We start from the raw sequence: 24043 nt of genomic DNA on the forward strand, positions 1-24043 counted from the left end.
AGCTGAAAATAAATCTTCTAGAGGCAATAAGTATTTTAAGGATTCGTTTGAAGTTGAAGATTTGAGTGAACTAAAGGAATCTGAAGAAGAAACAGTCATCTCTGTGCAAAATGTGACAATGAAATTTAGGGTTGCCACACAAAATGTATCTGGCATAAAGGAGTATTTTATACAACTTCTAAAAAGGAATATTACCTATAGAGAATTTAATGCATTAGATGATGTTAGTTTTGACGTCTATAAGGGCGAGGTAGTTGGAATTATTGGAACAAATGGTTCGGGTAAATCTACAATTCTCAAGATTGTTTCCGGTGTGTTGCGTCCTACCGATGGAACCGTAAAAGTTGATAGAAAAAAAGTTCAGCTTCTTACATTAGGTACAGGTTTTGATATGGAGCTTACAGGACGTGAGAATGTTTATTTGAACGGGGCTATAATCGGATATTCGCGTGAGTTTTTAGATGCACATTATGATGAAATAGTAGCCTTTGCTGAGCTTGAAGACTTTATGGATGAAAAAGTTAAAAATTATTCAAGTGGTATGGTGAGCCGTTTGGGATTTGCTATAGCAACAGCAGGTGATGCTGCTGAAATTTTAATTCTTGATGAAGTACTTTCTGTAGGTGATGAATTCTTCAGAAAGAAGTCACTTGCTCGTGTAAAGGAAATGATTCATGGCGGCAGCACAGTTCTTTTGGTAAGCCATAGTATGCCTACTATCAAGGAGAACTGTTCAAAGGTTGTATGGATAGAAAAAGGTAAGTTAAGAATGATAGGAAAGCCAGAGTTGGTTTGCAAGGCATATCAGCAGATGCGCGAAACACCTCAAACGACTTCAACTAAGGCTAGTGAGGTGTCCTAGTATGGAATATGGATTGAAGCAATATATCTTTGTAATACGAGAACTTACATCTAGAGAAATAAAGAGAAAATATTCCAGATCAGTATTAGGCATTCTTTGGAGCGTATTACAACCTTTGTTGTTTATGTTTGTTATGACAGCAGTTTTTAGCGGCTTTACTTTAAATGATATATCATACCCAGTTTATTATCTTACAGGATATACAACATGGTCTATGTTTAGTATTGCTACTACTACTGCCATGACAGCCTATGAAGATAATAAATTATTATTTCAAAAGACAAAGCTTCCTAGAGAGGTCTTTGTTCTTTCGCGTGATTATACGTCATTGGTAAATCTTGGATTTTCCTCAATAGCATTACTACTCGTGCTTATATTTTTCAAAGTTCAAATTAAATGGACGGTTGTTGTATTTTTTATAGATGTGATTTTTGAGTTGATTTTTACTATAGGTATTTCATTCCTACTAGCTACGATATATGTATTTTACAAGGATATAAAATTTATTTGGCAAAATATTATTGTTATGTTAGTTCATATGATTGCCATTTTTTATCCAATAGAGAGATATCCTGATTCTGTGAGAGAATTCACAGCACATAATCCTTTATTTATCTATCCGGATATAGCACGTAAAAGCATTATAAATGGAACATGTGAAGTGGACCAATTGATGGCGATGTTTATGTGGGCAATTGGGGCATTATTAATTGGTTTAATCATATTTAAGCTGGCAGAGAATAGCATTATTAAAAAAATATAGTGGGTGAAGTATGGAAAGAGTAAAACAATATTTTTTTGTTCTGCAGCAAATTGGATACAAAGAACAACGAAAAAAAAGTTCAGAGACTAATTTGGGAGTTGTTTGGAATGTGTTAAATCCACTGTTGTATATGGTGATTTTATCTACCTATTACAACAATATCATTATTCATGATATAGATAGATTCCCAGTTTTCGTTTTCACCGGAATCACAATTTACAATTTTTATAATTCTGCAACCAAGAGTGCGATGAAATCGCTAGTTAATAATAAAAATCTGTTGATAAAAACTAAATTACCTATTGAGGTGTTTGTAGTAAATAGCATTTACTCAGGCTTTAGGGAGTTTTTATTCTCCTCTATAGCGCTAATCCCAATATGTATATATTATCAAGTACACATAACCTGGAGAGTTATTTTTGTTATCCCTATATTAATTATTACCGCCAGTATTATAACTAGCATAGGAAGAATTCTAGCAATTTGTTATACGTTTTTTGGTGACATTGAGTACTTGTATTCTGTATTAATGTCCATGTTGGTATTTGTATCAGGTACATTTTTGCCGATGGCTAATTATCCGGAGAATATCAGATATATTTTGACGTATAACCCGATTTTCCTATCAATCTTTTTGTATAGAAATAATCTTATGTATGGACTACCTTCACATTGGTCTGTATGGGGCAAGTTTTTAGGTTGGTTTGTGGTGCTTCTGGTTTTATCTCGTCTTTTATTTGATAAAAAGAAGGACAGTTGTGTAAGCATGCTATGATTTCTAAAAAAATATTATTAGTAAGTTTTGAAATGACATACTCTGGTTCACCTGTTGCCACCCTAAAAATGGCACGGGTTTTGAGAAAAATGGGATACCAGGTTGATATTTGGACATTAAATGAGGGACCATTTGCAATTGAGTTTAGCCGGGATGGCTTTGAGGTTAAAAATATCAATTTCCCAGCAGATGCAGGTCAGGAATTAGAAGATCTGCTAAGTGAGTATAAGCTATGTATCTGTCATACAATTTTTTGCTCAGAGATAGCCTGCTACATTCAACGAATTGTTAACACCGTTTTGTATATTCATGAGGCAGGCAATATTAGTGACCTGATTGATGATTGTGATATTAATCTGGATGACTTTTTAAATATTAAAAGATATTGGTGTGTCAGCGAATACGCAAAAGAGAAGATATTAGAAAAATATAGTCTCAATAAACTGGATATTCTACCTAACTATGTAGATAGATATTTAGTGGATAGAAAACCACGCTCAGATACAAAGCTTAGATTATGTATCGCAGGAACAGTGGAATATCGCAAAGGTTTAGATGTTGTGGTAAAGGCCTTGGACTTATTGCCTGAGGAAAAACAGGAGTGTGTTGAGCTGCACGTAATTGGAAGAATTCCAGTGTGGGCAGAAAGCTATGCATCAGATAATTTGAATCACAAATGTATTCAATATCATGGTGAGATTCAGGATGTCAGTACACTGTTTGATTTATATGCATCAATGGACCTGTTCATTGTAGCTTCAAGAGATGAATCCTGTTCATTGGTGGCATTGGAGGCTGCCATGTTAAAAAAGCCATTATTAGTGACTGAAAACACAGGAGCTAAATATGTCCTTGATAATCCAAAAATGATTCTTAAAACAGAAGATGAACGTGAACTTGCAAATGGAATAATGAATTTCATGGAGAATCGGTCATTAATAAGCTATGAGGGGAATAAAAATTATAAAAGATATAAAAGAAAAGCATCCTTAAGGAATTATAAAAAACAGCTTAAACATAATATTTATAAAATAAAATTTTCATTATAGGGAGGATTTTGAAAAATGAATGAAAATGTAGAAATATCTATCGTTGTGCCAGTGTGTAATGTGGCTGCATATTTGGGAGAATGCCTGGATAGTATTTTAAATCAAACATTCAAGAACTTTGAGGCTATTTGCGTAAATGATGGTTCCACTGATAATTCACTTGATATTTTACGTGAATACGAGAAGAAGGATAAGCGAATTAAGGTTATAACCAAGGCAAATTCTGGATATGGAAATACCATGAATGTTGGTATGGATGCTGCACAGGGTAGATACATTTGTATCATCGAGTCAGATGATTATGTTGATAAGCATATGCTTGAGAGATTATTTGATTCTATTGAAAAGTACGATGCAGACGTAGTTAAATCTGACCATTATATCTTCTCTACAAAGAATGGAAAGAATAGAAGCACATTCCAGCCAGTATGTCCTGAGGAGTACTACAACAGAGTATTGAACGTTACAGTATGTCCTGAGATTTTCACATTCACAATGATGAACTGGACTGGCATATATAAGACAGAATATTTACGTGAGAATAACATTAGACATAACGAAACTCCTGGAGCTAGTTTTCAGGATAATGGATTTTGGTTTCAGGCAATATCTTTGGCTAGTAAAATTGTGTTCATTAATGAGGCATTCTACTACTACAGACAGGATAACCCAAATTCTTCTATCAACAATAAGAAGAAGGTTTTCTGCATTTGCGATGAGTACAAATTCATGCGTGAAATATTAGATAGTCACAAGGAGTTTGGCGAGGAAGTACATAAGCGTTTCTTTGAGAAGAAGCTCTTTAATTATCTGAACTCATACAACAGAGTGGCTATCGACTACAAGCTTGAGTTTTTAGAGCATATAAGTAAGGAATTTGAAGAAGATTTAAAGGACCCATTATTGAGAATTGAGTCTCTTGATCCATGGATTTTCATGCAGGTGAATCGTATTATTGACTCTCCAAAGTTATTTATGATTGAGGATTGTTCGGTTAGATATAGAGATAAATACAATGAGTGCCATGAAAAGCTTATGAAGATTAGAAATTCAGAAGAGTTTAAGAGAGGCATTAAAGTAAAAGAATTACTACATGTTAATTAATCGAAAAAAATAGAACGGAGAAATAAAGGTTATGGATAATGAAGTAATGGTTAATGAATCAAATGACGTAGAGAGTGAATACAATCCTGTAATATCAGTAATTATTCCTGTATACAACGCTGAGAAGTACGTAAAAAAATGTTTGGAAACTATTATAAACCAGTCATACTGGCATCTTGAAATCATCTGTGTTGATGATGGTTCTACTGATCATTCATTGGAGTTATTGGAGTTATTTGCCAAGAAGGATGACAGAATCAAAATTATTAAACAGAAGAACTCAGGGCCTGCTGCTGCCAGAAATGCTGCACTAAGAGAGGCTACTGGTGATTTCATTAGCTTTGTTGATGCAGATGATTATCTGGAATACAACGCATATGAGATTCTCATGAACAAGATAAAAGAAAATAATAGTTGGGATTTGGTTATTTTTGGTGGAAATGTTGTTGGCGAGCCTAATGATTACATTTCAGGAGTGTTAACTACACAGTACAGCGAGCATATTAATTGCAGACCAAGTGAAATAATCTTTAGAGAAAAGGCTGCCAAGCCATTCCTTTGGTTGCATTTAATCAAAAGAGAATTACTAACAAATCCTACAGAGTTGTTCTTTGATGAAACAATGAATTTGGGAGAGGATCAGATATTCCAATTCGGTTACGTGCCACGTGCTAAAAATGTTCTTGTTATTGAGGACAAGTTATACAACTACAGAATTACTAAAAATGCATCATTAATGCAGTTGTATAGCCACAGACGTGTTAAGAAAACTGAAATGCACTTTGAAATCATTCGAAAAGTCGTAAGTGAGTGGAAGGACATGGGCTACTATGATTCAAACAAGGATGAGCTTTGGACATGGGCTGTTAGTTTCATTTATTGGACTATCATAGATTTCCCTGTAGAGTATAGAAAAAAATATGCTCAGGAATTTGTGGACCTTTTTGAAAAGGAAAATCACGAGGGTGCTTATATCATTCTTGAATATGAGATTGACCATTACGATGAGATGCGTGAATGGACTCTAAACGATTATTCAGAAGAAAAAGAGTTAGCCAGATTAATAAAAAAGATTGAGCATGATAATTATGAGGTTCAGGAGACTCTTAAATCAAGAGCATTTAAGATTGGAAGAATATTAACACCTGAAAGCAAGCGCTTAGACTTGTCTGCTTTTTAATCGACACAGACGATACTAAGAAAAGAATGGAATGATATAAATGGATAAATCAATTATTAATGTAAAAAGAATAGATTGTACTGGCTGTGGGGCGTGTAAGGTCGCATGTCCTGTGGATGCCATCAAACTAGAGTATGACAACGATGGATTTTTATATCCAGTAGTAACTGACGCCTGCATTAATTGTGGTAAGTGCGCAAAGGCATGTCAGGTTATACATCCAGTGGAGAAATATCCTACACCTAAGGCATACGCATTTATGGCTACACAGCAGATTAGAGAAGTAAGCTCCTCAGGTGGATTATTCTCATTATTAGCTACTTATGTCATTGGTCAGGGTGGTGCAGTTTTTGGTGCAGTATATGGAGATGGATTTAAAAGCGTATACATGACAAAAGCTGAGACTATCGATGAGATTGCTCCAATGAGAGGTTCTAAGTATGTATTCTGTGAGACAAGAGATACATATAAGGAGGCAAAGGAGTTACTTGAAGCAGGACGTCAGGTACTTTATACAGGAACTCCTTGTGAAATCGCTGGATTGAGAACATATCTTGGCAAAGAATACGACAACTTATTATTAGTGGATTTTGTTTGCCACGCAGCAAATTCTGTTAAGGCTTATAAGGCATGGCTCAAGGAAATTACTGAAGGAAAAGAGCTTAAAAAGCTGGATTTCAGAGATAAGAATTTTTATAAGTGGTCAACGCCAGCTGTAGCATATTTTAAGGATGGAACAGTCAAGAAACAGCCATACAACGAATGCTTCTGGTACAACGGATTCCTTGAGGGTGTTATCAATAGAGATAATTGTGCTCATTGTGAGTACGCTTGTGCAGAACGTGTTTCAGACATCACCATGGGTGATGCATGGCAGGTTTCACGCATAAATAAAGATTATAGTGATGGTATAGGAACCTCTTTAGTTCTGGTAAATTCTGAAAAGGGTGAAGAGATATTCAATAAGATTCAGACAGAGTTAAAGAATATTATCACATTATGCGAAGAGATTCCATTGGAGGAAATCAGAAAGTATAACGGAAATATCAATTTCCCTCAGAAGCAGAGCCCAGCAAGAAAGTTCTTCTTCTCTCACTTAGATTCCATGGGTTATCACAATGCGTTATGGTATGGCAGAGGAAGAAGATGGGATTTCGGTCTTGTAGGCTGGTGGTTTGCATCAAATTACGGAAGTGCTCTCACATATTTTGCACTTGCAAAGGTGTTAGAGAAGATGGGCAAGGCTTCTATCTTTATTCCTATTCCAAAGCTGGATGGAACACCTTGGGATGATGATACAAAGAATGTTGAAGCCTTTATCGGAAAGCATTTTCGTATTGCTAAAAAGAGAGACAAAGAGCATATGCATGAAATGAATCATTTTTGTGATGCCTTCATGCTTGGCTCAGACCAGATGTGGAGAGAGTCTACAACAAAGCTTGTAGGACATACATTCTTCCTTGATTTCGTAGCTCAGGGAAAAAAGAAGATTGCATGTGCACCTTCATTTGGCGCTGGCAAATATTCAAAGGATGCCAACCTGAGAATGGAAGCATCTGTTTTGCTTGATAGCTTTGATGCTGTAAGTGTCAGAGAAACAAGTGGTGTAGATATTTGCAAAGAAGTGTTTGGCGTAGAGGCTCAGCAGATAATCGACCCAATTTTCTGGGTAGATACAGATGTATATGACGAAATTGCAGAGCAGTCAACAGTGAATGATCTTCCAGAGAAGTACCTGTTTTGCTATGTGCTTGATCCAAATGACGAGAAGGTTAAGATTGCAGAAAGAATTGCAGCAGAGCGTAATCTTGAGGTTATTACAATTCTTGGAATGCGCGAAGCTAAGTATACTCGTGATAAGTGGACTGTTGGAAGAATTATTGATAATGCTTCAGTGGAAGACTTCGTAAATGCGATTCGTAAATGCGAATATATGTTTACAGATTCACACCATGGTGTTTGCCTTGCAATCAAATACAATAAAAATTACGTTGCCATTGGAAATGTGGCAAGGGGCTTAGACCGATTTACCACTGTAGGTGGATTGTTAGGATTAAATGAAAGAATTATTTCTCTTCCAAATCAGGGAGAGGATGATGTAGTTGCACTTGCAGATATTGATTACGCACCTGTTAACGAAAAACTTTCATATGAGATTAACCGTGGAATAACATGGATGGACGAAGCTATAAAGCGACCAGTAAAACCAGAGACACCAATGTATTCAATGCTTCGACGTATAGTGTCTTTAGAGAAAGAAGTAGCGGCATTAAAAAACAGATAGGAGTGTAAGACAATGTACGATTATTTGATTGTAGGCTCAGGTCTTTTTGGAGCTGTATTTGCAAGACAGGCAACAGACGCAGGTAAGAAGGTTCTCGTTATTGATAAGAGACCTAATATAGCAGGTAATGTTTATACAGAGAAGATTGAGGGGATTCATGTGCACAAATATGGTGCACATATCTTCCACACAAACATGAAGCATGTTTGGGATTATGTTACTAAGTTTGCTACCTTCAATCGTTTCACTAATTCCCCTGTAGCAAACTATAAGGGAGAGCTTTATTCTCTTCCATTCAACATGTATACCTTCAACAAAATGTGGGGCGTGGTTACTCCTGAGGAGGCTGCAGCCAAGATTGAGGAGCAGAAAAAAGAGGCAGGAATCACAGAACCTAAAAATCTCGAGGAACAGGCTATTTCACTTGTAGGAACAGATATCTATGAGAAGCTTATCAAGGGATACACACAGAAACAGTGGGGACGTCCTTGCACAGAACTCCCAGCATTTATTATAAAGAGACTTCCTGTGAGACTTACTTTTGACAATAACTATTTCAACGCTCTTTATCAGGGAATTCCAGTAGGTGGATATACAAAGATGGTTGAGAACATGCTTGATGGTATTGAGGTTCGTCTCAATACAGATTACTTTGAGAACAAGGCAGAGCTCGATGCACTTGCAAAGAAGGTAGTCTACACAGGTCCTATTGATGCATATTATGATTTCAAGCTTGGTACACTTGAGTATCGTTCAGTCAGATTTGAAAATGAGACACTTGATAAGCCAAACTTCCAGGGTAATGCAGCAGTCAACTACACTGATGCAGAGACTCCATGGACAAGAATCATCGAGCACAAGTGGTTTGAGTTTGGAAAAGATGATGAAGGTAATGATATTCCTAAGACCATCATCAGCCGTGAATACAGCTCAGAATGGAAGCCAGGTGACGAGCCATACTATCCAGTTAATGATGAAAAGAATGGCAAATTATACCAGCAGTACAAAGAGCTTGCAGACAAGGAAGAAAAGGTTCTCTTTGGTGGTCGTTTAGGAGAGTATAAATACTACGATATGGATGCTGTAATCGATTCAGCATTAAAGTTCGCAGATAAAGAATTATAATGAGACTTAAAATATATAATGCATTAGTCAATAAACATATTGGTATCAAAAATCGATATCATGCCTTCCATGACAACTCGACTGGACTGGTTAAATTGTTGTCTTACTTTTATCTCCTTTGGCTAAATTTTGCATATTACTTTTTATTTATGCATTTCCTTGGGAAAGATGATAAGACCAAGACCTATGAGTACAAAAATGTGGAATATAAGACTTCTGAGATGGGACATTTCAAGAAGGAATTTCCATATATAACCGTCGAAAGTTTTGTGGAAAAGCTTTCAGGGTATGATGTGATTTCCTTTGATATTTTTGACACTTTGATATTCAGACCTTTTTCTGAACCAGCAGATTTGTTTTATTTGATTGGCTGCAGATTAGATTTCCTCAACTTCAAAGATCTTAGAGCGCGTGCTGAATATGAGGCAAGGATAATCAGAGCAGATAAACTGAAAAAGCAAAAGAAGTACGTTGATTATGAGATTGATATAAATGACATCTGGAATCGTATGTACGATATTACTGGTTTGGATGCAGCTAGAGGAAAGGCCATCGAAGAAGAGCTGGAATATGATCTTTGCTACGCTAATCCATTTATGCTTAAAGTTTTTAAGCGCCTTCAAGAAATGGGAAAGCGAATCGTTATTACTTCGGATATGTATTTGACCAAGGATTTCCTTATCAAGATGCTTGAGAAAAATGGTTATTCCGGATACGAGAATATTTTCATTTCCAACGAATATCATAAGAGCAAAAGTGACGGACGTCTTTATGAAGTGGTTAAGAAAAAGATGGGCGAGGATTTGTCTTATATCCATGTGGGCGATAACACTCACAGTGATATAAAGATGGCCCAGAAGAGTGGCTTCAAAACTCTGTATTATCCAAATGTAAACAGATCGACCTTACTATACAGGACCTTTGATATGTCACCTATTATAGGCGGAGCTTACAGAGGTATTGTAAATAATCGCATCTATTCTGCGACGGATGAAAAGGCCGCTTCTATGGAGTACGAATACGGATATATTTATGGTGGACTTTTTGCCATGGGCTATTGCTCTCATATTCATGAATATGCAAAGCTTTACAACATCGACAAGCTTCTTTTTTTATCACGTGATGGAGATACCTTAATGCAGGTATACGAAATGATGTATCCAGAAGAAAAGAAAGCAGGGAAGTTGGAGTATGCTTATTGGTCAAGAAAAGCAGCCACTATCCTTACTTTTGATTTGGATAAAAATGATTATTTCCGTCGATTCCTTTACCACAAGGTAAATCAGGATTATAAGCTTTCTGAAATATTATCTTCCATGGAATTGGATTCTTTGGCTGATAAAATTGAAGGCTATACCATCGGTAATAGAAAAGTAGACCTGATTGGCAAAGAAGGAAGAAAGATTAAACTTCACCTTGATGATGAGCTTACAGTTAAAAATGTGGAAGTTGTAAGAGTATTCCTTGAAGAGAATGCCAACAGAATCATTGCTCTTTATCAGCAAAGAGACAAGGCTGCAAGAAGATACTATGAGAAGATGCTTTCTGGCTCACAAAGGGCACTTCTTGTGGATATAGGCTGGGCAGGCAGTGGTGCCATAGCTATTCGCCGTTTGTGCCGCGAAAAGTGGGATATTCCTTGCGACATCGTAGGCATGATTGCGGGTACCAACACGGTTCATAATGCTGAACCTTATCAGACAGAAACCTTCCTTCAAACAGGCGTAATGAACGCTTATCTATATTCTCAGAGCTTTAATCGTGACCTGTTGAAAAAGCATGATCCGTCAAAGGAGTATAACGTTTTCTGGGAATTAATTCTTGGCTCTCCTACAAAGCAATTTAAGGGCTTTAAATTGTTGGAGAATGGTTCGATAGGTTATGATTTTGGAGATTACGATGATAATCTTGATGGCATAAAAGAAACCCAACAGGGAATCTTTGATTTTTGTAAAGACTACCTTGCCTCCTTTGGTTCACCAGAGAATGGTCTATATAAACAGCTGTATAGAATCAGCGGTAGAGATGCATATTCACCATTAATTGCTGCATCTGGAAACAAAGAAGTATATCTTAAAACTATACGAGATAAATTTAAATTGGAACCAAATGTCGTATAAAAATTTATCAACACCGTGTGTCAAATCGGACACATGGTGTTTTTTATATAAATGATACTAAATCGGTAGGAAAGCAACAGAAAATTTTCGTTTCTGAAAGTTCTGTTAAATATTTATTAATAGAAGGTTAATCTTTGGTATAACTACTGTGAACTTCCGTTTTTAAGCTATTTCACATGCTATTCTTTGTAAAAGAACTATTATTTATCCCCCTGTAGTTTGGGAGGAACAGGTTATGTGGAATAAGCTATTTAAAAAGAAAAATTTACGCTCATTATTAGGCGGTACTCTCATTGCAAGTATTATTATTTTTAGTGCGGTGGGAGCCATTAAAAGCTATCTTGATTCATCCTATTTACTTAGTATCAAGGAAGATGCTGTGCCTTTGGCAATGCAGGGAATTTACAAGTATTGTCCAACCAGCATAAACGGACAGGTACTGTATTGTTCTAATCAGGCGACGCCCGGAGAGGTAAAGGATGGCATATGCTTTAATGAAACTAAAGTCATGTCTACCACGGCAGGTTCGTGGGATTCTGTGCAGGTATGCGATCCCTCTGTTGTAGAAGGTAACTTTATTTATATGGGAAAACCGTATAAGTATTTGATGGCATATTTAGGCTGTGCCACATATGATTGCACCGCTAATGAAATTGGCTTTGCAGTATCAAATAATCTGGCAAGCTGGCGTAAAACTGGACGTGTAGTAGAAGCTATCAGAGATGGACACTGGGGCGTAGGTCAGCCATCGTTGATAAACTATAACGGTATAATTTATCTGTTCTATACCAGCGGAACTGTATCCCAGACCACAACCTTTGTAGAACAACTAGACTGCACTGATTTAGGAAATGTACAGCATCTTGGAAAGAAACAGATTACATGCAGCTATGACTTTATAAGCAACGCTGATTTTGCCTTTACAGATGATGCATTATATATGACCTGTGACACACATCCTTTCCCTGGTGGAGCTTTGAACTTTATATCTGGAACACAATCAGTTTATATGGCGCCATGGAATGGAACCTTCGAATCACTAGATAGCTTGGCATGGGATAGAATAGCATTGATTGGAGCAGAGACTACCGGTCATGGACGTAATCACAATGGCTGCTTCTCTAGAGATGGTTCGGGAAGACTGGCAGCAAGGGTATTATATGTATCAACAGCAGATGAGATAGGAACCTGGAGCCAAAATCTGTTTACTTACAGATTTACGGCGGTGGCCTTTTAAATGGCTTGTTAAGAATTTAACGTAAATTTTCATACGTATAGACACAATTTGGAAACCGTAGATATATACTGCGGTTTCCATTTTTGCGTAAAATCAAGGTTTTTTGATAATTATTTAACGAGCGGAGTGTGAGAATTGAACGAATAGAATTGATATATTCTGAAAATAACTTATTCTGTGATTATTCTGTGAAAATTTTTATTTGAAAATGTGTCTCACATATGATAAGATTTTACCATCGACGGCGTATTGAGGTTTATTTTTTTTGTCCGAGCTCGTTAAAAAATTAACAGTTTGAGCAGTGCTAAATTGTACAAAATGCACAAGCTGGTAATAAAAGGAGCTGAGATATTTAAAAGTAATGCCCGCAATCGACCGAAAACAAACAAAAAGTATTTCTTAAAAAGGAGAAAGAAAAACATGGAAAAAAAAGTAGTTATTGCTAGCGCATGTAGAACAGCCATTGGTACAATGGGCGGATCACTTAGCAACACTCCAGCAGCAGACTTAGGTGCTATCGTAATTAAGGAAGCAGTTAAGAGAGCTGGTATCAAGCCAGAGGACGTAGATCACGTATACATGGGTTGCGTTATCCAGGCAGGTCTTGGACAGAACGTTGCTCGTCAGGCTACATTAAAGGCTGGTCTTCCAAATGAAGTAACAGCAGTTACAACAAACGTTGTTTGTGGTTCTGGTCTTAACTGTGTTAACCAGGCAGCACAGATGATTATTGCAGGTGATGCAGACGTAGTAGTAGCAGGTGGTATGGAGAACATGTCATTAGCTCCATTCGCACTTCCAAATGGTCGTTATGGTTATAGAATGACATGGCCATCAAACAGCCAGGGTGCTTTAGTAGATACAATGGTAAAGGATGCTCTTTGGGATGCATACAATGATTACCATATGATTAAGACAGCTGATAACGTAGCTGAGCAGTGGAAGCTTACAAGAGAAGAGCTTGATGAGTTCGCTGTTAACTCTCAGAACAAGGCTTGCGCAGCTATCGAAGCTGGTGCATTCAAGGATGAGATTGTTCCTGTAGAAATCAAGAAGAAGAAGGAAACAATCGTATTCGATACAGACGAAGGCCCAAGACCTGGTACAACAATCGAAGGTCTTGCTAAGCTTAAGGCTCTTTATCCAGACGGAGTTGTTACAGCTGGTAATGCTTCAGGTATCAACGATGGTGCAGCTGCACTCGTAGTTATGTCTGAGGAGAAGGCTAAGGAGCTTGGTGTTAAGCCACTCGTTACATTCGTAGCTGGTGCTCTTGGCGGATGCGCTCCAGAGATCATGGGTGTTGGTCCTGTTCCAGCAACAAAGAAGGCTCTTGCTAAGGCTGGTCTTACAATCAATGATCTTGATGTATATGAGGCTAACGAGGCATTTGCAGCACAGTCTGTAGCAGTTGGTAAGGAGCTTGGCTTCGATCTTAACAAGCTCAATCCAAACGGTGGTGCTATCGCTCTTGGACATCCAGTTGGAGCTTCAGGTGCTCGTATCCTTGTAACTCTTATTTACGATATGATTCACAACCCAGAGTACAAGAAGGGTCTTGCTACTCTTTGCATCGGTGGTGGTATGGGATGTGCTACTATTATCGAGAAGTATGAAGGTTAATTTAGAAAGTATTTAATTTTAAATATACGGAGGACATTAAAATGAAGGTAGGCGTAATTGGCGCAGGTACAATGGGCCAGGGCATTGCTAAGGCATTCGCTCAGGTTGATGGCTATGAAGTAGCTCTTTGCGATATTAAGCAGGAGTGGGCTGAAGGCGGAAAAGACAAGATTGCTAAGGGTTATGCAAGACTTGTTGAAAAAGGAAAGATGGAGCAGGCAGCAGTAGATGCTATCCTCGCTAAGATCACACCAGGTCTCAAGGAGAACCTTTGCAAGGATTGTGACCTTATCGTTGAGGCTGCTTTCGAGAATATGGAAGTTAAGAAGACAACATTCAAGGAGCTTGATGAAATTGCTAAGCCAGAGTGCATCTTCGCTTCAAACACATCTTCACTTTCAATCACAGAGATTGGTAACGGTCTTAACCGTCCAATGATTGGTATGCACTTCTTCAACCCAGCTGACAGAATGAAGCTTGTTGAGGTTATCGCTGGTGTTAACACACCTGCTGAGACAGTAGATGCTATCAAGAAGATTTCTGAGGAGATCGGAAAGACTCCTGTACAGGTTAACGAGGCTGCTGGTTTCGTAGTAAACCGTATCCTTATCCCAATGATCAACGAAGCTGCTTTCATCAAGATGGAAGGTGTTTCTGATATCGCTGGTATCGATGCTGCTATGAAGCTCGGTGCTAACCACCCAATGGGACCACTTGAGCTCGGTGATTTCATCGGTCTTGATATCTGCCTTGCAATCATGGACGTTCTTTACAACGAGACAGGTGACAGCAAGTATCGTGCTTGCCCACTTCTTCGTAAGATGGTTCGTGGTGGTAACCTTGGATGCAAGTCTGGTAAGGGATTCTACGTATACAACGCAGATCGTACTAAGACAGCAGTAGATGCACAGTAATTAAAAAAAAGGAGATTCAGATCATGGATTTTACATTAGATAAGAAGCATGAGATGGCTAGACAGTTGTTCAGAGAGTTCGCTCAGAACGAAGTTAAGCCAATGGCTCAGGAAATTGATGAGACAGAGCAGTTCCCACGTGAAAACGTAGAGAAGATGATGAAGTACGGTTTCATGGGTATTCCAATTCCAAAGGAGTACGGCGGACAGGGCTGTGACGTTCTTACATACGTTATGTGCGTAGAGGAGCTTTCAAAGGTTTGCGGTACAACAGGTGTTATCGTTTCTGCACATACATCACTTTGCTGCGATCCTATCCTCACATACGGTACAGAGGAGCAGAAGCAGAAGTACTTAGTACCACTTGCAAGTGGTAAGAAGCTTGGTGCTTTTGCACTTACAGAGCCAGGTGCTGGTACAGATGCACAGGGCGCTCAGTGTAGAGCTGACGAAGATGGAGATTCTTGGGTACTTAACGGTTCTAAGTGCTTCATCACAAACGGTAAGGAAGCTGATGTTTACATCGTATTCGCTGTAACAGATATCGTTGAGGATGCTAAGGGACGTAAGTCTAAGAAGTTCTCAGCTTTCATCGTTGAGAAGGATACACCTGGATTTACATTCGGTACAAAGGAGAAGAAGATGGGTATCCGTGCTTCTTCTACATACGAGCTTATCTTCCAGGATTGCCGTATTCCAAAGGAGAACCTCCTCGGCGCAAGAGGCAAGGGCTTTGGTATCGCTATGCACACACTTGATGGTGGACGTATTGGTATCGCTGCTCAGGCACTTGGTATTGGCGAAGGTTCAATCGATGCAACAATCGAGTTCGTAAAGGAAAGAAAGCAGTTTGGTCGTCCAATCGCTGCATTCCAGAACACAGCATTCCAGCTTGCTGATATGAAGGCTCGTATGGATGCTGCTAAGTATCTTGTATACAACGCTGCTTGCACAAAGGACGTTTACACACAGGATCACAAGACAAGCTACTCTATCGAGGCAGCTGAGGCTAAGCTTTTCGCAGCTGAGGCAGCTATGGCTGTTACTACAAAGGCTGTACAGCTTCACGGTGGTTATGGTTATACAAGAGAGTACGATGTTGAGCGTATGATGCGTGATGCTAAGATCACAGAAATCTACGAAGGTACATCTGAGGTTCAGAGACTTGTTATCTCTGGCGCTATGCTTAAATAAGATTGTTTATTATCGTGTAAATAAAAGGAGATTAAATACATGAATATCGTAGTATGTATTAAACAGGTTCCTGACACAAAGGGCGGCGTAAAGTTTAACCCAGATGGAACTCTTGATAGAGCATCAATGCTCGCAATTATGAATCCAGATGATAAGGCAGGTCTTGAGGCTGCTCTTAGAATTAAGGATGAGACAGGCGCAAAGGTTACAGTTCTTACAATGGGACTTCCAAAGGCTGATGATATGCTCCGCGAAGCACTTGCTATGGGTGCTGATGAGGCAGTTCTTGTTACAGATAGACGCCTTGGTGGTGCTGATACTTGGGCTACATCTTCAACAGTTGCAGCAGCAGTTAAGAAGCTTGATTATGACCTCATTATCACAGGTCGTCAGGCTATCGATGGTGATACAGCTCAGGTTGGTCCACAGATCGCTGAGCACCTTGCACTTCCAGTTATCTCTTATGCAGAGGATATCAAGGTTGAAGGCAACAGCGTAATTGTTAAGCGTCAGTATGAAGACAGATATCATGAAGTAAAGGCTCAGATGCCATGTCTTATTACTGCACTTTCAGAGTTAAATGAGCCACGTTACATGACTCCAGGCGGCATCTTTGATGCATATGACAAGGAAGTTACTGTATGGGGCCGTGATGATCTTACAGATCTTGATGATGCTAACATCGGTCTTGCTGGTTCTCCAACAAAGATCGCTAAGGCTTCTGACAAGGTTCGTAAGGGAGCTGGCGAGAAGGTAGCTCTTGACCCTAAGGAGTCAGTAGAGTATATCATGAACAAGCTTAAAGAGAAGCATGTAATTTAATAAGAGGAGGCAAAAAGAATGTCATTAGAAGAATACAAGGGCGTAGCTATATTCGCTCAGCAGGTTGATAATAAACTTAGCTCAATTGCCTTCGAACTTATCGGCAAGGCACATGAGCTTGCAGCAGATTTAGGAACAGACGTTACAGCAGTTGTACTTGGTAAGGATATCGCAGGTCTTGCAGATAAGCTTGGCGAGTACGGTGCAGACAAGGTTGTTCTTATTGACGATCCAGCACTTGAAACATATCGTACAGAGCCATACGCACAGGCTCTTACAGCTTATATTAATGAGTACAAGCCAGAGATCATGCTCGTTGGTGCAACAGCAATCGGTCGTGATCTTGGTCCTACAGTTTCAGCTAGAGTTAAGACAGGTCTTACAGCTGACTGTACATCACTTGAGATTGGTGATTTCCCACTCGTAGCTAAGGAAGGACAGGAGCAGAAGCACAATCAGCTTCTTATGACTCGTCCAGCATTCGGTGGTAACACAATCGCTACAATCGCTTGCCCAGACAACCGTCCACAGATGGCTACAGTTCGTCCAGGTGTTATGCAGAAGCTTCCTAAGGAGGCTGGTAGAAAGGCTGAGGTTATCAACTTCAAGCCAGAGCTTAAGGAGAACAACAGATTCGTTGAGATCCTTAACATCGTTAAGAACGTTACAAACACAGTAGATATCATGGATGCTAAGATCCTTGTATCTGGTGGTCGTGGTGTTGGTTCTCCAGAGAACTTCAAGCTCCTTGAGGATCTTGCAGAGGTTCTTGGTGGAACAGTATCTTGCTCACGTGCCGTTGTAGATTCAGGCTGGAAGCCAAAGGATCTTCAGGTAGGTCAGACAGGTAAGACTGTACGTCCTAACGTATACTTTGCAATCGGTATCTCTGGTGCTATCCAGCATACAGCAGGTATGGAAGAGTCTGATATCATCATCGCTATCAACAAGGATGAGACAGCTCCTATCTTTGATGTAGCTGATTACGGTATCGTAGGAGATCTTAACAAGATTGTTCCAGCTCTTACAGAGGCTCTTAAGGCTGAGCTCGCTGCTCAGAACTAATTTCACGATTTATCGAGTTTACGAAGAAAAATCGTGAACCCCGACAATCCCTTCACCGAAGGTGAACTTAAAATGGGATTGTCTCTTAAAAAAAGGGGCAATATCTATTCTTAACAAAGATTAGATTTTTCCTATAATTTCTTTCTTTAATTTTTTTAGAGGCGGGTCCATTGGACTCGCCTTTAGTATTTATAAGTGGTAAAATCAACATATGAACAGTTCAAAAATCGATATGACTCATGGCCCTCTCTTGGGCAAATTAATTATCTTTACTATCCCTATTATTTTGTCAGGTGTGTTGCAGCTCCTTTTTAATGCAGCTGATGTAATTGTTGTGGGCCGTTTTGCGGGCGAAGCCAGTCTTGCAGCTGTAGGCTCTACTAATTCTTTAATAAATCTCATGACAAACCTGTTTATAGGTATGTCTGTTGGCGCTAATGTTTGCGCAGCCCAGTTTTTTGGTGCGGGACATTATGACGATGTAAAGAAAACAGTTCATACCAGCACTGCTTTTTCGTTAATTTGTGGTGTTGTTCTTATATTTATTGGTTTGTTTGGTGCAAAGCCAATGCTTACCATTATGGGCTCACCAGCTGATGTAATGTCTCTGGCGACTCTCTATGTTCGAATTTATTTCCTAGCTATGCCAGCTATAATGCTTTATAACTTTCTTGCGGCAATTCTTCGTTCAGCAGGAGATACTAAGCATCCACTTATCTTCCTTACTATAGCAGGCGTGATAAATGTTTTATTTAATCTTGTTTTAGTTATTGCGTTTAAGCTTGGTGTGGCAGGTGTTGCTATTGCTACAGTTACATCAAACTATATATCGTGCATCATGCTTGTGGGCTTCTTTAAAAAGCAGGAGGACGCCTTGAAGCTTGAATTTTCTAAGGTTAGCATAGATAAGAGAATATTAAATCGTATTATAAGAATTGGGCTACCTGCCGGAATTCAGGGCACGGTGTTCTCATTATCTAATGTTGTGATTCAGTCTGCTATAAATTCCTTTGGTACTGCTGTTATCGCAGGTTCATCTGCCGCAGCGAGCATAGAAGGATTTGTATATATTTCAATGAACTCAGTTTCTCAGACCACAGTTACCTTTGTAGGTCAAAACTATGGTGCTGGAGATGAAAAGAGAGTTAAAAAGGTTATATTTGAAAGCTTGGGAATAGTTACTGTAGTTGGATTAATTATGGGCAATTTGGCATATGGTTTCTCAGGGCCGCTTTTAGGGGTTTATACGGACAGCGCAGATGCCATAGCTGCTGGTACACTTCGTCTATTCTGGGTTTGCTGCCCATATTTTCTTTGTGGAGTCATGGATACACTTACAGGCGGACTCCGCGGCTTGGGCAATTCCACATTACCTATGATAGTCTCATTGCTTGGAGCTTGTGTCACAAGACTCATTTGGATAGCCACATATTTCCAGGTTCATCACACACAAAATGTTTTGTTCTTCTCATACCCTGGTAGCTGGCTACTGACTCTGACAGTCCACAGCATCTGCCTTACAATCCTGTATAAGAAGTGGGTACAGAAGAAGAATTCGGAAATTCGAATTTAGGAGGTTTTTACATGTATTGGAAGGAAATGCTTTCCGCTATCGCAAAGCCGGATAAAAACGCCAAAAGATATGAGCTTTCCACAGACTTTAAATATACAGGTCTGCAGGAATATCCGCGCCCTCAGATGCAGCGTAAATCCTATATAAATCTGAACGGTCAGTGGGATTATCGCATTATAGATGGCAAAGGGCAGGTGGTATGTGCCGGTCCTATAGAGGTTCCATTTTCTCCTGAAACAAGGCTTTCAGGGACAGAGAGGCATATCCTTCTTCCAGAAGAGACTCTTGAGTATACCAAGGTTTTTGATATTGATAAGATAAAGAATAATAAACATCTTCTGATTCATTTTGGAGCCGTTGATCAGGTGGCTCAGGTATTTCTTAATGGTATAAATCTTGGCATACATGAGGGAGGGTATACCTCCTTTACCTTTGACATTACTGATTATGTGGTGGAGGGAGATAATGAGCTGAAGGTAAAGGTTCGTGATTATACAGATAAGGTGGGTTATGCCCGTGGAAAACAGAGCCTTGAGCCATGCGGAATGTGGTACAGCGCCCAGAGTGGAATCTGGCAGACAGTATGGATGGAATGGGTGCCTGATGCTTACGTCAGCAAGATTCTCATTACGCCAGATATCGATAACGACAGACTCACACTGGAGCTTAAGGTTTCAGAGATGAAGGGACAGGTGAAGATAGATACATCAAATCCTGATTTAATAAAAGAGTTTAGCGTAGATAAGATAAGCGATGACAAACTGCTTGTGAGAATTGAACTAAACGATTATAAGCTTTGGACACCGGAAGATCCGCAGCTTTATTTCATAAATGTACACTATGGTAAAGATAGTTTTTCTACTTATTTTGCTATGAGGCATTTTGGAGTAGAGAAAGATGATAAGGCTATTCCACGTCTAAGTTTGAATCACAAGCCATTATTTATGAATGGAGTTTTGGACCAGGGATATTATCCAGAGAGTCTCATGACGCCACCTAGCGATGATGCAATGATTTATGATATCGAGACCATTAAGGGGCTTGGTTTTAATATGATTCGTAAGCATTGCAAGGTGGAGCCTATGCGTTGGTATTTCCACTGTGACAGACTTGGAATGATAGTGTGGCAGGATATTGTAAATGGCGGTACAAAGTACGATATGAACATGATTTGCAATATTCCTACAGTGGTGCGTCCATTTGGAAATACAAAGGATAAAAATCGACTTTTCTTGAGATTTACAGGGCGAAATACAGCAAAATCCAAGGAAGTTTGGCATAAAGAATGCAGAGAAATTATGGAGCAGCTGAGAAATGTTCCATCCCTGGGACAGTGGTGCCTTTTTAATGAAGGCTGGGGTCAGTTTGATGCTAATGATTGTCTGAAATTCGCGTTGAAATTTGATGATACAAGACCTATAGATGCTGCCTCAGGCTGGTTCCATGAGGGATGCGGAGATGTTTTCTCTGAACATAAATACTTCGAAGAGCTTAAGGTAAAGCTTGGTCAGCGACCTTATGTTATATCAGAATATGGAGGTTTCTCACTTAAGGTGGGAAATCATGTGACCAGAGATGTAGTATACGGTTATAAGAAATATAGTCATCAGAAGGATTTGCAGGATGCCTACAACGAATTGATGGCAAAAATAAAGTCCCTCGAATTTGAGGGACTTGCAGGTGCTGTGTTTACTCAGGCCACCGATATAGAGGATGAGGTCAACGGCCTCATTACTTACGATCGGAAGGTGCAAAAACTGTATTAAACCAGCTTTGTGGGAATGCCATTCCAAGAATGATTCCCATTACGATAGCACCAGCTGTCTTAAGTGTAGACAGACCTGACTGACTGAAGTTGTTCATGTCATTCATGATTAAATAGAATGAAGTATAGTAGATTCCTGCGCCGGGTACCAATGGGAAAATTCCTGATATAAGGTAAACGGTGACAGGATTCTTTCTTTTTGAGGCAATAGCTCTTGAAAAGAAGGTAAGGGCTAAAGAACCAACAACATTTCCAAGAGTAGGAGCGCCAAGTGCGTTGGAAATAATTGAATAGAAAATCCAACCGATGGCACCTGAAATACCACAATACCAAAGCTCAGAACGAGGAGCCGAGAAGACGATGGCAAAGGCAACCGTTGCCACCATGGCGACTACAAATTCAATAATATAATTAACGTACATATAAGAAGGCACCTCCTCCGCAAATCTGAACTATTGTGATAACAATACCTACGCCAACTGCGATACAGAAGGCAGTGAGGAGGGCGTCAATTAATCTTATTGAGCCTGAAAGATAATCGCTATTAATGAAGTCTCTGATACTGTTTGTAAGTGGAATACCAGGAACAAGCGGCATGATTCCGCCAATGATAATCTTATCGGAATGGATAGGAAGTCCTGTAAAAGCAAAGGCAAAGGCCAATACAGAAATAACTATACTTCCAAGAACATTAGTGACGGTTTTGGAATTGTTCATTCCTGCTTCAAAATGAAGGAATATGCGAAGTAGACATCCAACAATTGTAGCGATAACTCCGTCTAATGCAGTACCTCCAAAAAGGTATGCGAAGCCACCGCAGCCGATTCCTGTTGCAAGTATCATTACAGGAAGATTATAGCCAGGAAGTTTTTTGTATTCCGCAAGCTTTACCCAGGCATCTTCTATAGAAATGTTCTTTGCACAAACTTCTCTGCAAAGACTGTTAAGCGCTGCAATTCTTGCTAAGTGCATAGGGTACATAGGTACATGACGAATCATTGAGCTGGCATGCTCTGTCACCTCATCTGCACTGGCGAAAATTCCATTACTGAGAACGTAAACGTCACAGTCAGTAATATCATATGAATTTAAAATGGCAAGGACACTGTCCTCTACCCTGTAAACCTCTGCGCCATTTCGCAGGAGAATATCTCCTAATTCAACGGCAAAGGATAAGACTTTTTGTGTATCTGTCATAGTGTCTCCCTTAGAAATTATTTCTCAAAATGATTATGTATGAAATTTGTTTTTTTTTCAACACCGGTGGATAAATTTAACGATTGTGGATAACTTTGTGGGAAAAATTTGTTCGTTGATTTATGACTCACTTGGGTTGAAAAGATTGCTGAGACCTTGTGGTTTCTAGATTCAGGAGACAGAAGATTCAGATATTTAACACTTATTTGCGCACATGATTGAACTTGTCCTCAATTCAGAAAACATAATTGTGGATAATGTGGATAACTGACACTTTCAGTTGAATCAAAAAACAACTGCTGATTAGTCAGGGATATTAATATACCAGTAAAAAGATGTATCAATAAATATACGCAAAATTCGAAACGATTATGTTATACTATTCTGCGGATATTTTTCATATAAGATATGTAAATATATAATAAGTAATACAAAGTAGGAGGTCTAATAATGGCAGAGAATAGTTCATGTTCTTCAGCAAGCAGCTGCTCACGTGGCTCCTGTGAAGGATGCCCATCAGCAGAGGCAGCAAAGGCTGGAGTTAGAAATACAGCTTTTCTTGAGGCACCAAATGCTAATTCAAATATTAAGCATGTAATCGGTGTAGTTTCAGGTAAGGGTGGCGTTGGTAAGTCACTCATCACATCATCACTTGCAGGTGTTATGGCACGTGCTGGCTATAAGGTAGGTATCCTTGATGCCGATATCACTGGTCCATCTATTCCAAAGATGTTTGGTGTTCATGGTCCTGCAGCAGCAAGCGCAGAGGGCGAGATGCTTCCTGAGATTGCTGAGGATGGCACAAAGATTATGTCAGTAAACCTTATCCTTGATGATGAGGAGTCTCCAGTAGTATGGAGAGGTCCTGTTATCGCAGGTGTTGTAAAGCAGTTCTGGACAGACGTAGCATGGGGCGAGCTTGATTATCTCTTCGTAGATATGCCACCAGGAACAGGTGATGTTCCACTTACTTGCTTCCAGTCACTTCCAGTAGACGGTATCGTTATCGTTACAAGCCCACAGGAGCTTGTACAGATGATTGTAAAGAAGGCTTACAACATGGCTGATATGATGCATATCCCAGTTCTTGGTCTTGTAGAGAATTACTCTTACATCAAGTGTCCAGACTGCGGAAAGAAGATTGAAATCTTCGGTGAGAGTCATATCGATGAGGTTGCTGCTGGTCTTAATATCCCAGTTATTGGAAAGCTTCCAATGGATAGAGCATTTGCTACAGCAGCTGATGCAGGTCGTATCTTTGACGTAGAAAACGAGTACCTCGTTAGTGCGAAAGAGATATTAGAGAAATTATAAATTTAGATGAGCTGGTAGGAAACAAGCTCTTAGATTTCTCAAGCGAATCGTGTTAGATGAGCGGAGAAATACTAAGGC

20 protein-coding genes are annotated in these 24043 nt (G+C 39.3%); 18 read left to right on the forward strand and 2 right to left on the reverse strand.

Annotation, left to right across the window (positions count from 1 at the left end; translation table 11 throughout):
* The first annotated feature begins 118 nt into the window (after positions 1-118).
* The 17 genes from BLP54_RS10675 to BLP54_RS10755 all read left to right on the forward strand — a co-directional run bounded on the left by BLP54_RS10675 (position 119) and on the right by BLP54_RS10755 (position 21455).
* Positions 119-862, forward strand: a complete 744-nt coding sequence (locus BLP54_RS10675) for an ABC transporter ATP-binding protein (protein ID WP_090169595.1) — start codon at positions 119-121, stop codon at positions 860-862.
* Between the two features lies 1 nt (position 863).
* Positions 864-1625, forward strand: coding sequence for an ABC transporter permease (locus tag BLP54_RS10680; protein WP_090169486.1), 762 nt, complete (start codon positions 864-866; stop codon positions 1623-1625).
* A 10-nt stretch (positions 1626-1635) separates the two neighbouring features.
* A complete protein-coding gene (locus BLP54_RS10685; protein WP_090169488.1) occupies positions 1636-2400 on the forward strand; it encodes an ABC transporter permease in 765 nt (254 codons plus the stop codon).
* Positions 2397-3449 (forward strand): glycosyltransferase family 4 protein, encoded by a 1053-nt coding sequence (locus BLP54_RS10690; protein ID WP_090169490.1) that lies wholly within the window; start codon positions 2397-2399, stop codon positions 3447-3449. Before BLP54_RS10685 ends, BLP54_RS10690 begins: the two co-directional genes overlap by 4 nt.
* Positions 3450-3464: 15 nt before the next feature.
* Complete coding sequence (locus BLP54_RS10695; protein WP_090169492.1) at positions 3465-4553, forward strand: glycosyltransferase family 2 protein; 1089 nt, start codon at positions 3465-3467, stop codon at positions 4551-4553.
* A gap of 31 nt (positions 4554-4584) precedes the next feature.
* Positions 4585-5733: a glycosyltransferase family 2 protein gene (locus BLP54_RS10700; protein WP_090169494.1), complete on the forward strand. Its 1149-nt coding sequence runs from the start codon at positions 4585-4587 to the stop codon at positions 5731-5733.
* Between the two features lie 40 nt (positions 5734-5773).
* Positions 5774-8017 carry a polysaccharide pyruvyl transferase family protein gene (locus BLP54_RS10705; protein WP_090169496.1) on the forward strand — a complete coding sequence of 748 codons (2244 nt, stop codon included), beginning with the start codon at positions 5774-5776 and terminating at the stop codon, positions 8015-8017.
* A gap of 12 nt (positions 8018-8029) precedes the next feature.
* Entirely contained in the window at positions 8030-9142 is a 1113-nt protein-coding gene (gene glf / locus BLP54_RS10710) for a UDP-galactopyranose mutase (protein WP_090169498.1), read from the forward strand.
* Between the two features lie 200 nt (positions 9143-9342).
* On the forward strand, positions 9343-11262 hold the full coding sequence (locus BLP54_RS10715) for an HAD family hydrolase (protein ID WP_176754538.1): 1920 nt from the start codon (positions 9343-9345) through the stop codon (positions 11260-11262).
* A 235-nt stretch (positions 11263-11497) separates the two neighbouring features.
* A complete protein-coding gene (locus tag BLP54_RS10720; protein WP_090169501.1) occupies positions 11498-12499 on the forward strand; it encodes a glycoside hydrolase family protein in 1002 nt (333 codons plus the stop codon).
* A gap of 420 nt (positions 12500-12919) precedes the next feature.
* Entirely contained in the window at positions 12920-14122 is a 1203-nt protein-coding gene (locus BLP54_RS10725; RefSeq protein ID WP_090169503.1) for an acetyl-CoA C-acetyltransferase, read from the forward strand.
* Between the two features lie 41 nt (positions 14123-14163).
* Entirely contained in the window at positions 14164-15036 is an 873-nt protein-coding gene (locus tag BLP54_RS10730) for a 3-hydroxyacyl-CoA dehydrogenase NAD-binding domain-containing protein (RefSeq protein WP_090163742.1), read from the forward strand.
* A gap of 23 nt (positions 15037-15059) precedes the next feature.
* Entirely contained in the window at positions 15060-16229 is a 1170-nt protein-coding gene (locus tag BLP54_RS10735; protein ID WP_072918642.1) for an acyl-CoA dehydrogenase, read from the forward strand.
* 39 nt (positions 16230-16268) lie between these two features.
* Positions 16269-17051, forward strand: coding sequence for an electron transfer flavoprotein subunit beta/FixA family protein (locus tag BLP54_RS10740; protein WP_028246262.1), 783 nt, complete (start codon positions 16269-16271; stop codon positions 17049-17051).
* A gap of 18 nt (positions 17052-17069) precedes the next feature.
* The gene (locus BLP54_RS10745) at positions 17070-18116 is read left to right on the forward strand and encodes an electron transfer flavoprotein subunit alpha/FixB family protein (RefSeq protein ID WP_072918639.1); all 1047 of its coding nucleotides are present in this window, start codon (positions 17070-17072) and stop codon (positions 18114-18116) included.
* Positions 18117-18327: 211 nt separating this feature from the next.
* Positions 18328-19689: an MATE family efflux transporter gene (locus BLP54_RS10750; protein ID WP_090169505.1), complete on the forward strand. Its 1362-nt coding sequence runs from the start codon at positions 18328-18330 to the stop codon at positions 19687-19689.
* Between the two features lie 11 nt (positions 19690-19700).
* A complete protein-coding gene (locus BLP54_RS10755; protein ID WP_090169507.1) occupies positions 19701-21455 on the forward strand; it encodes a glycoside hydrolase family 2 protein in 1755 nt (584 codons plus the stop codon).
* On the opposite strand, the gene BLP54_RS10760 is transcribed toward BLP54_RS10755, so the two are convergent.
* Both BLP54_RS10760 and BLP54_RS10765 read right to left on the reverse strand, forming a co-directional pair.
* Positions 21421-21876, reverse strand: a complete 456-nt coding sequence (locus tag BLP54_RS10760) for a threonine/serine exporter family protein (protein ID WP_090169509.1) — start codon at positions 21874-21876, stop codon at positions 21421-21423. The genes BLP54_RS10755 and BLP54_RS10760 overlap by 35 nt on opposite strands.
* Positions 21866-22651, reverse strand: a complete 786-nt coding sequence (locus BLP54_RS10765; protein WP_090169511.1) for a threonine/serine exporter family protein — start codon at positions 22649-22651, stop codon at positions 21866-21868. Before BLP54_RS10765 ends, BLP54_RS10760 begins: the two co-directional genes overlap by 11 nt.
* A gap of 450 nt (positions 22652-23101) precedes the next feature.
* Here BLP54_RS10765 and BLP54_RS10770 point away from each other — a divergent pair, with 450 nt between their 5' ends.
* Entirely contained in the window at positions 23102-23965 is an 864-nt protein-coding gene (locus BLP54_RS10770) for an Mrp/NBP35 family ATP-binding protein (RefSeq protein WP_090169513.1), read from the forward strand.
* Positions 23966-24043 lie beyond the last annotated feature (78 nt).

The sequence above is a fragment of the Pseudobutyrivibrio sp. 49 genome, assembly GCF_900100545.1.
Taxonomy (GTDB): domain Bacteria; phylum Bacillota; class Clostridia; order Lachnospirales; family Lachnospiraceae; genus Pseudobutyrivibrio.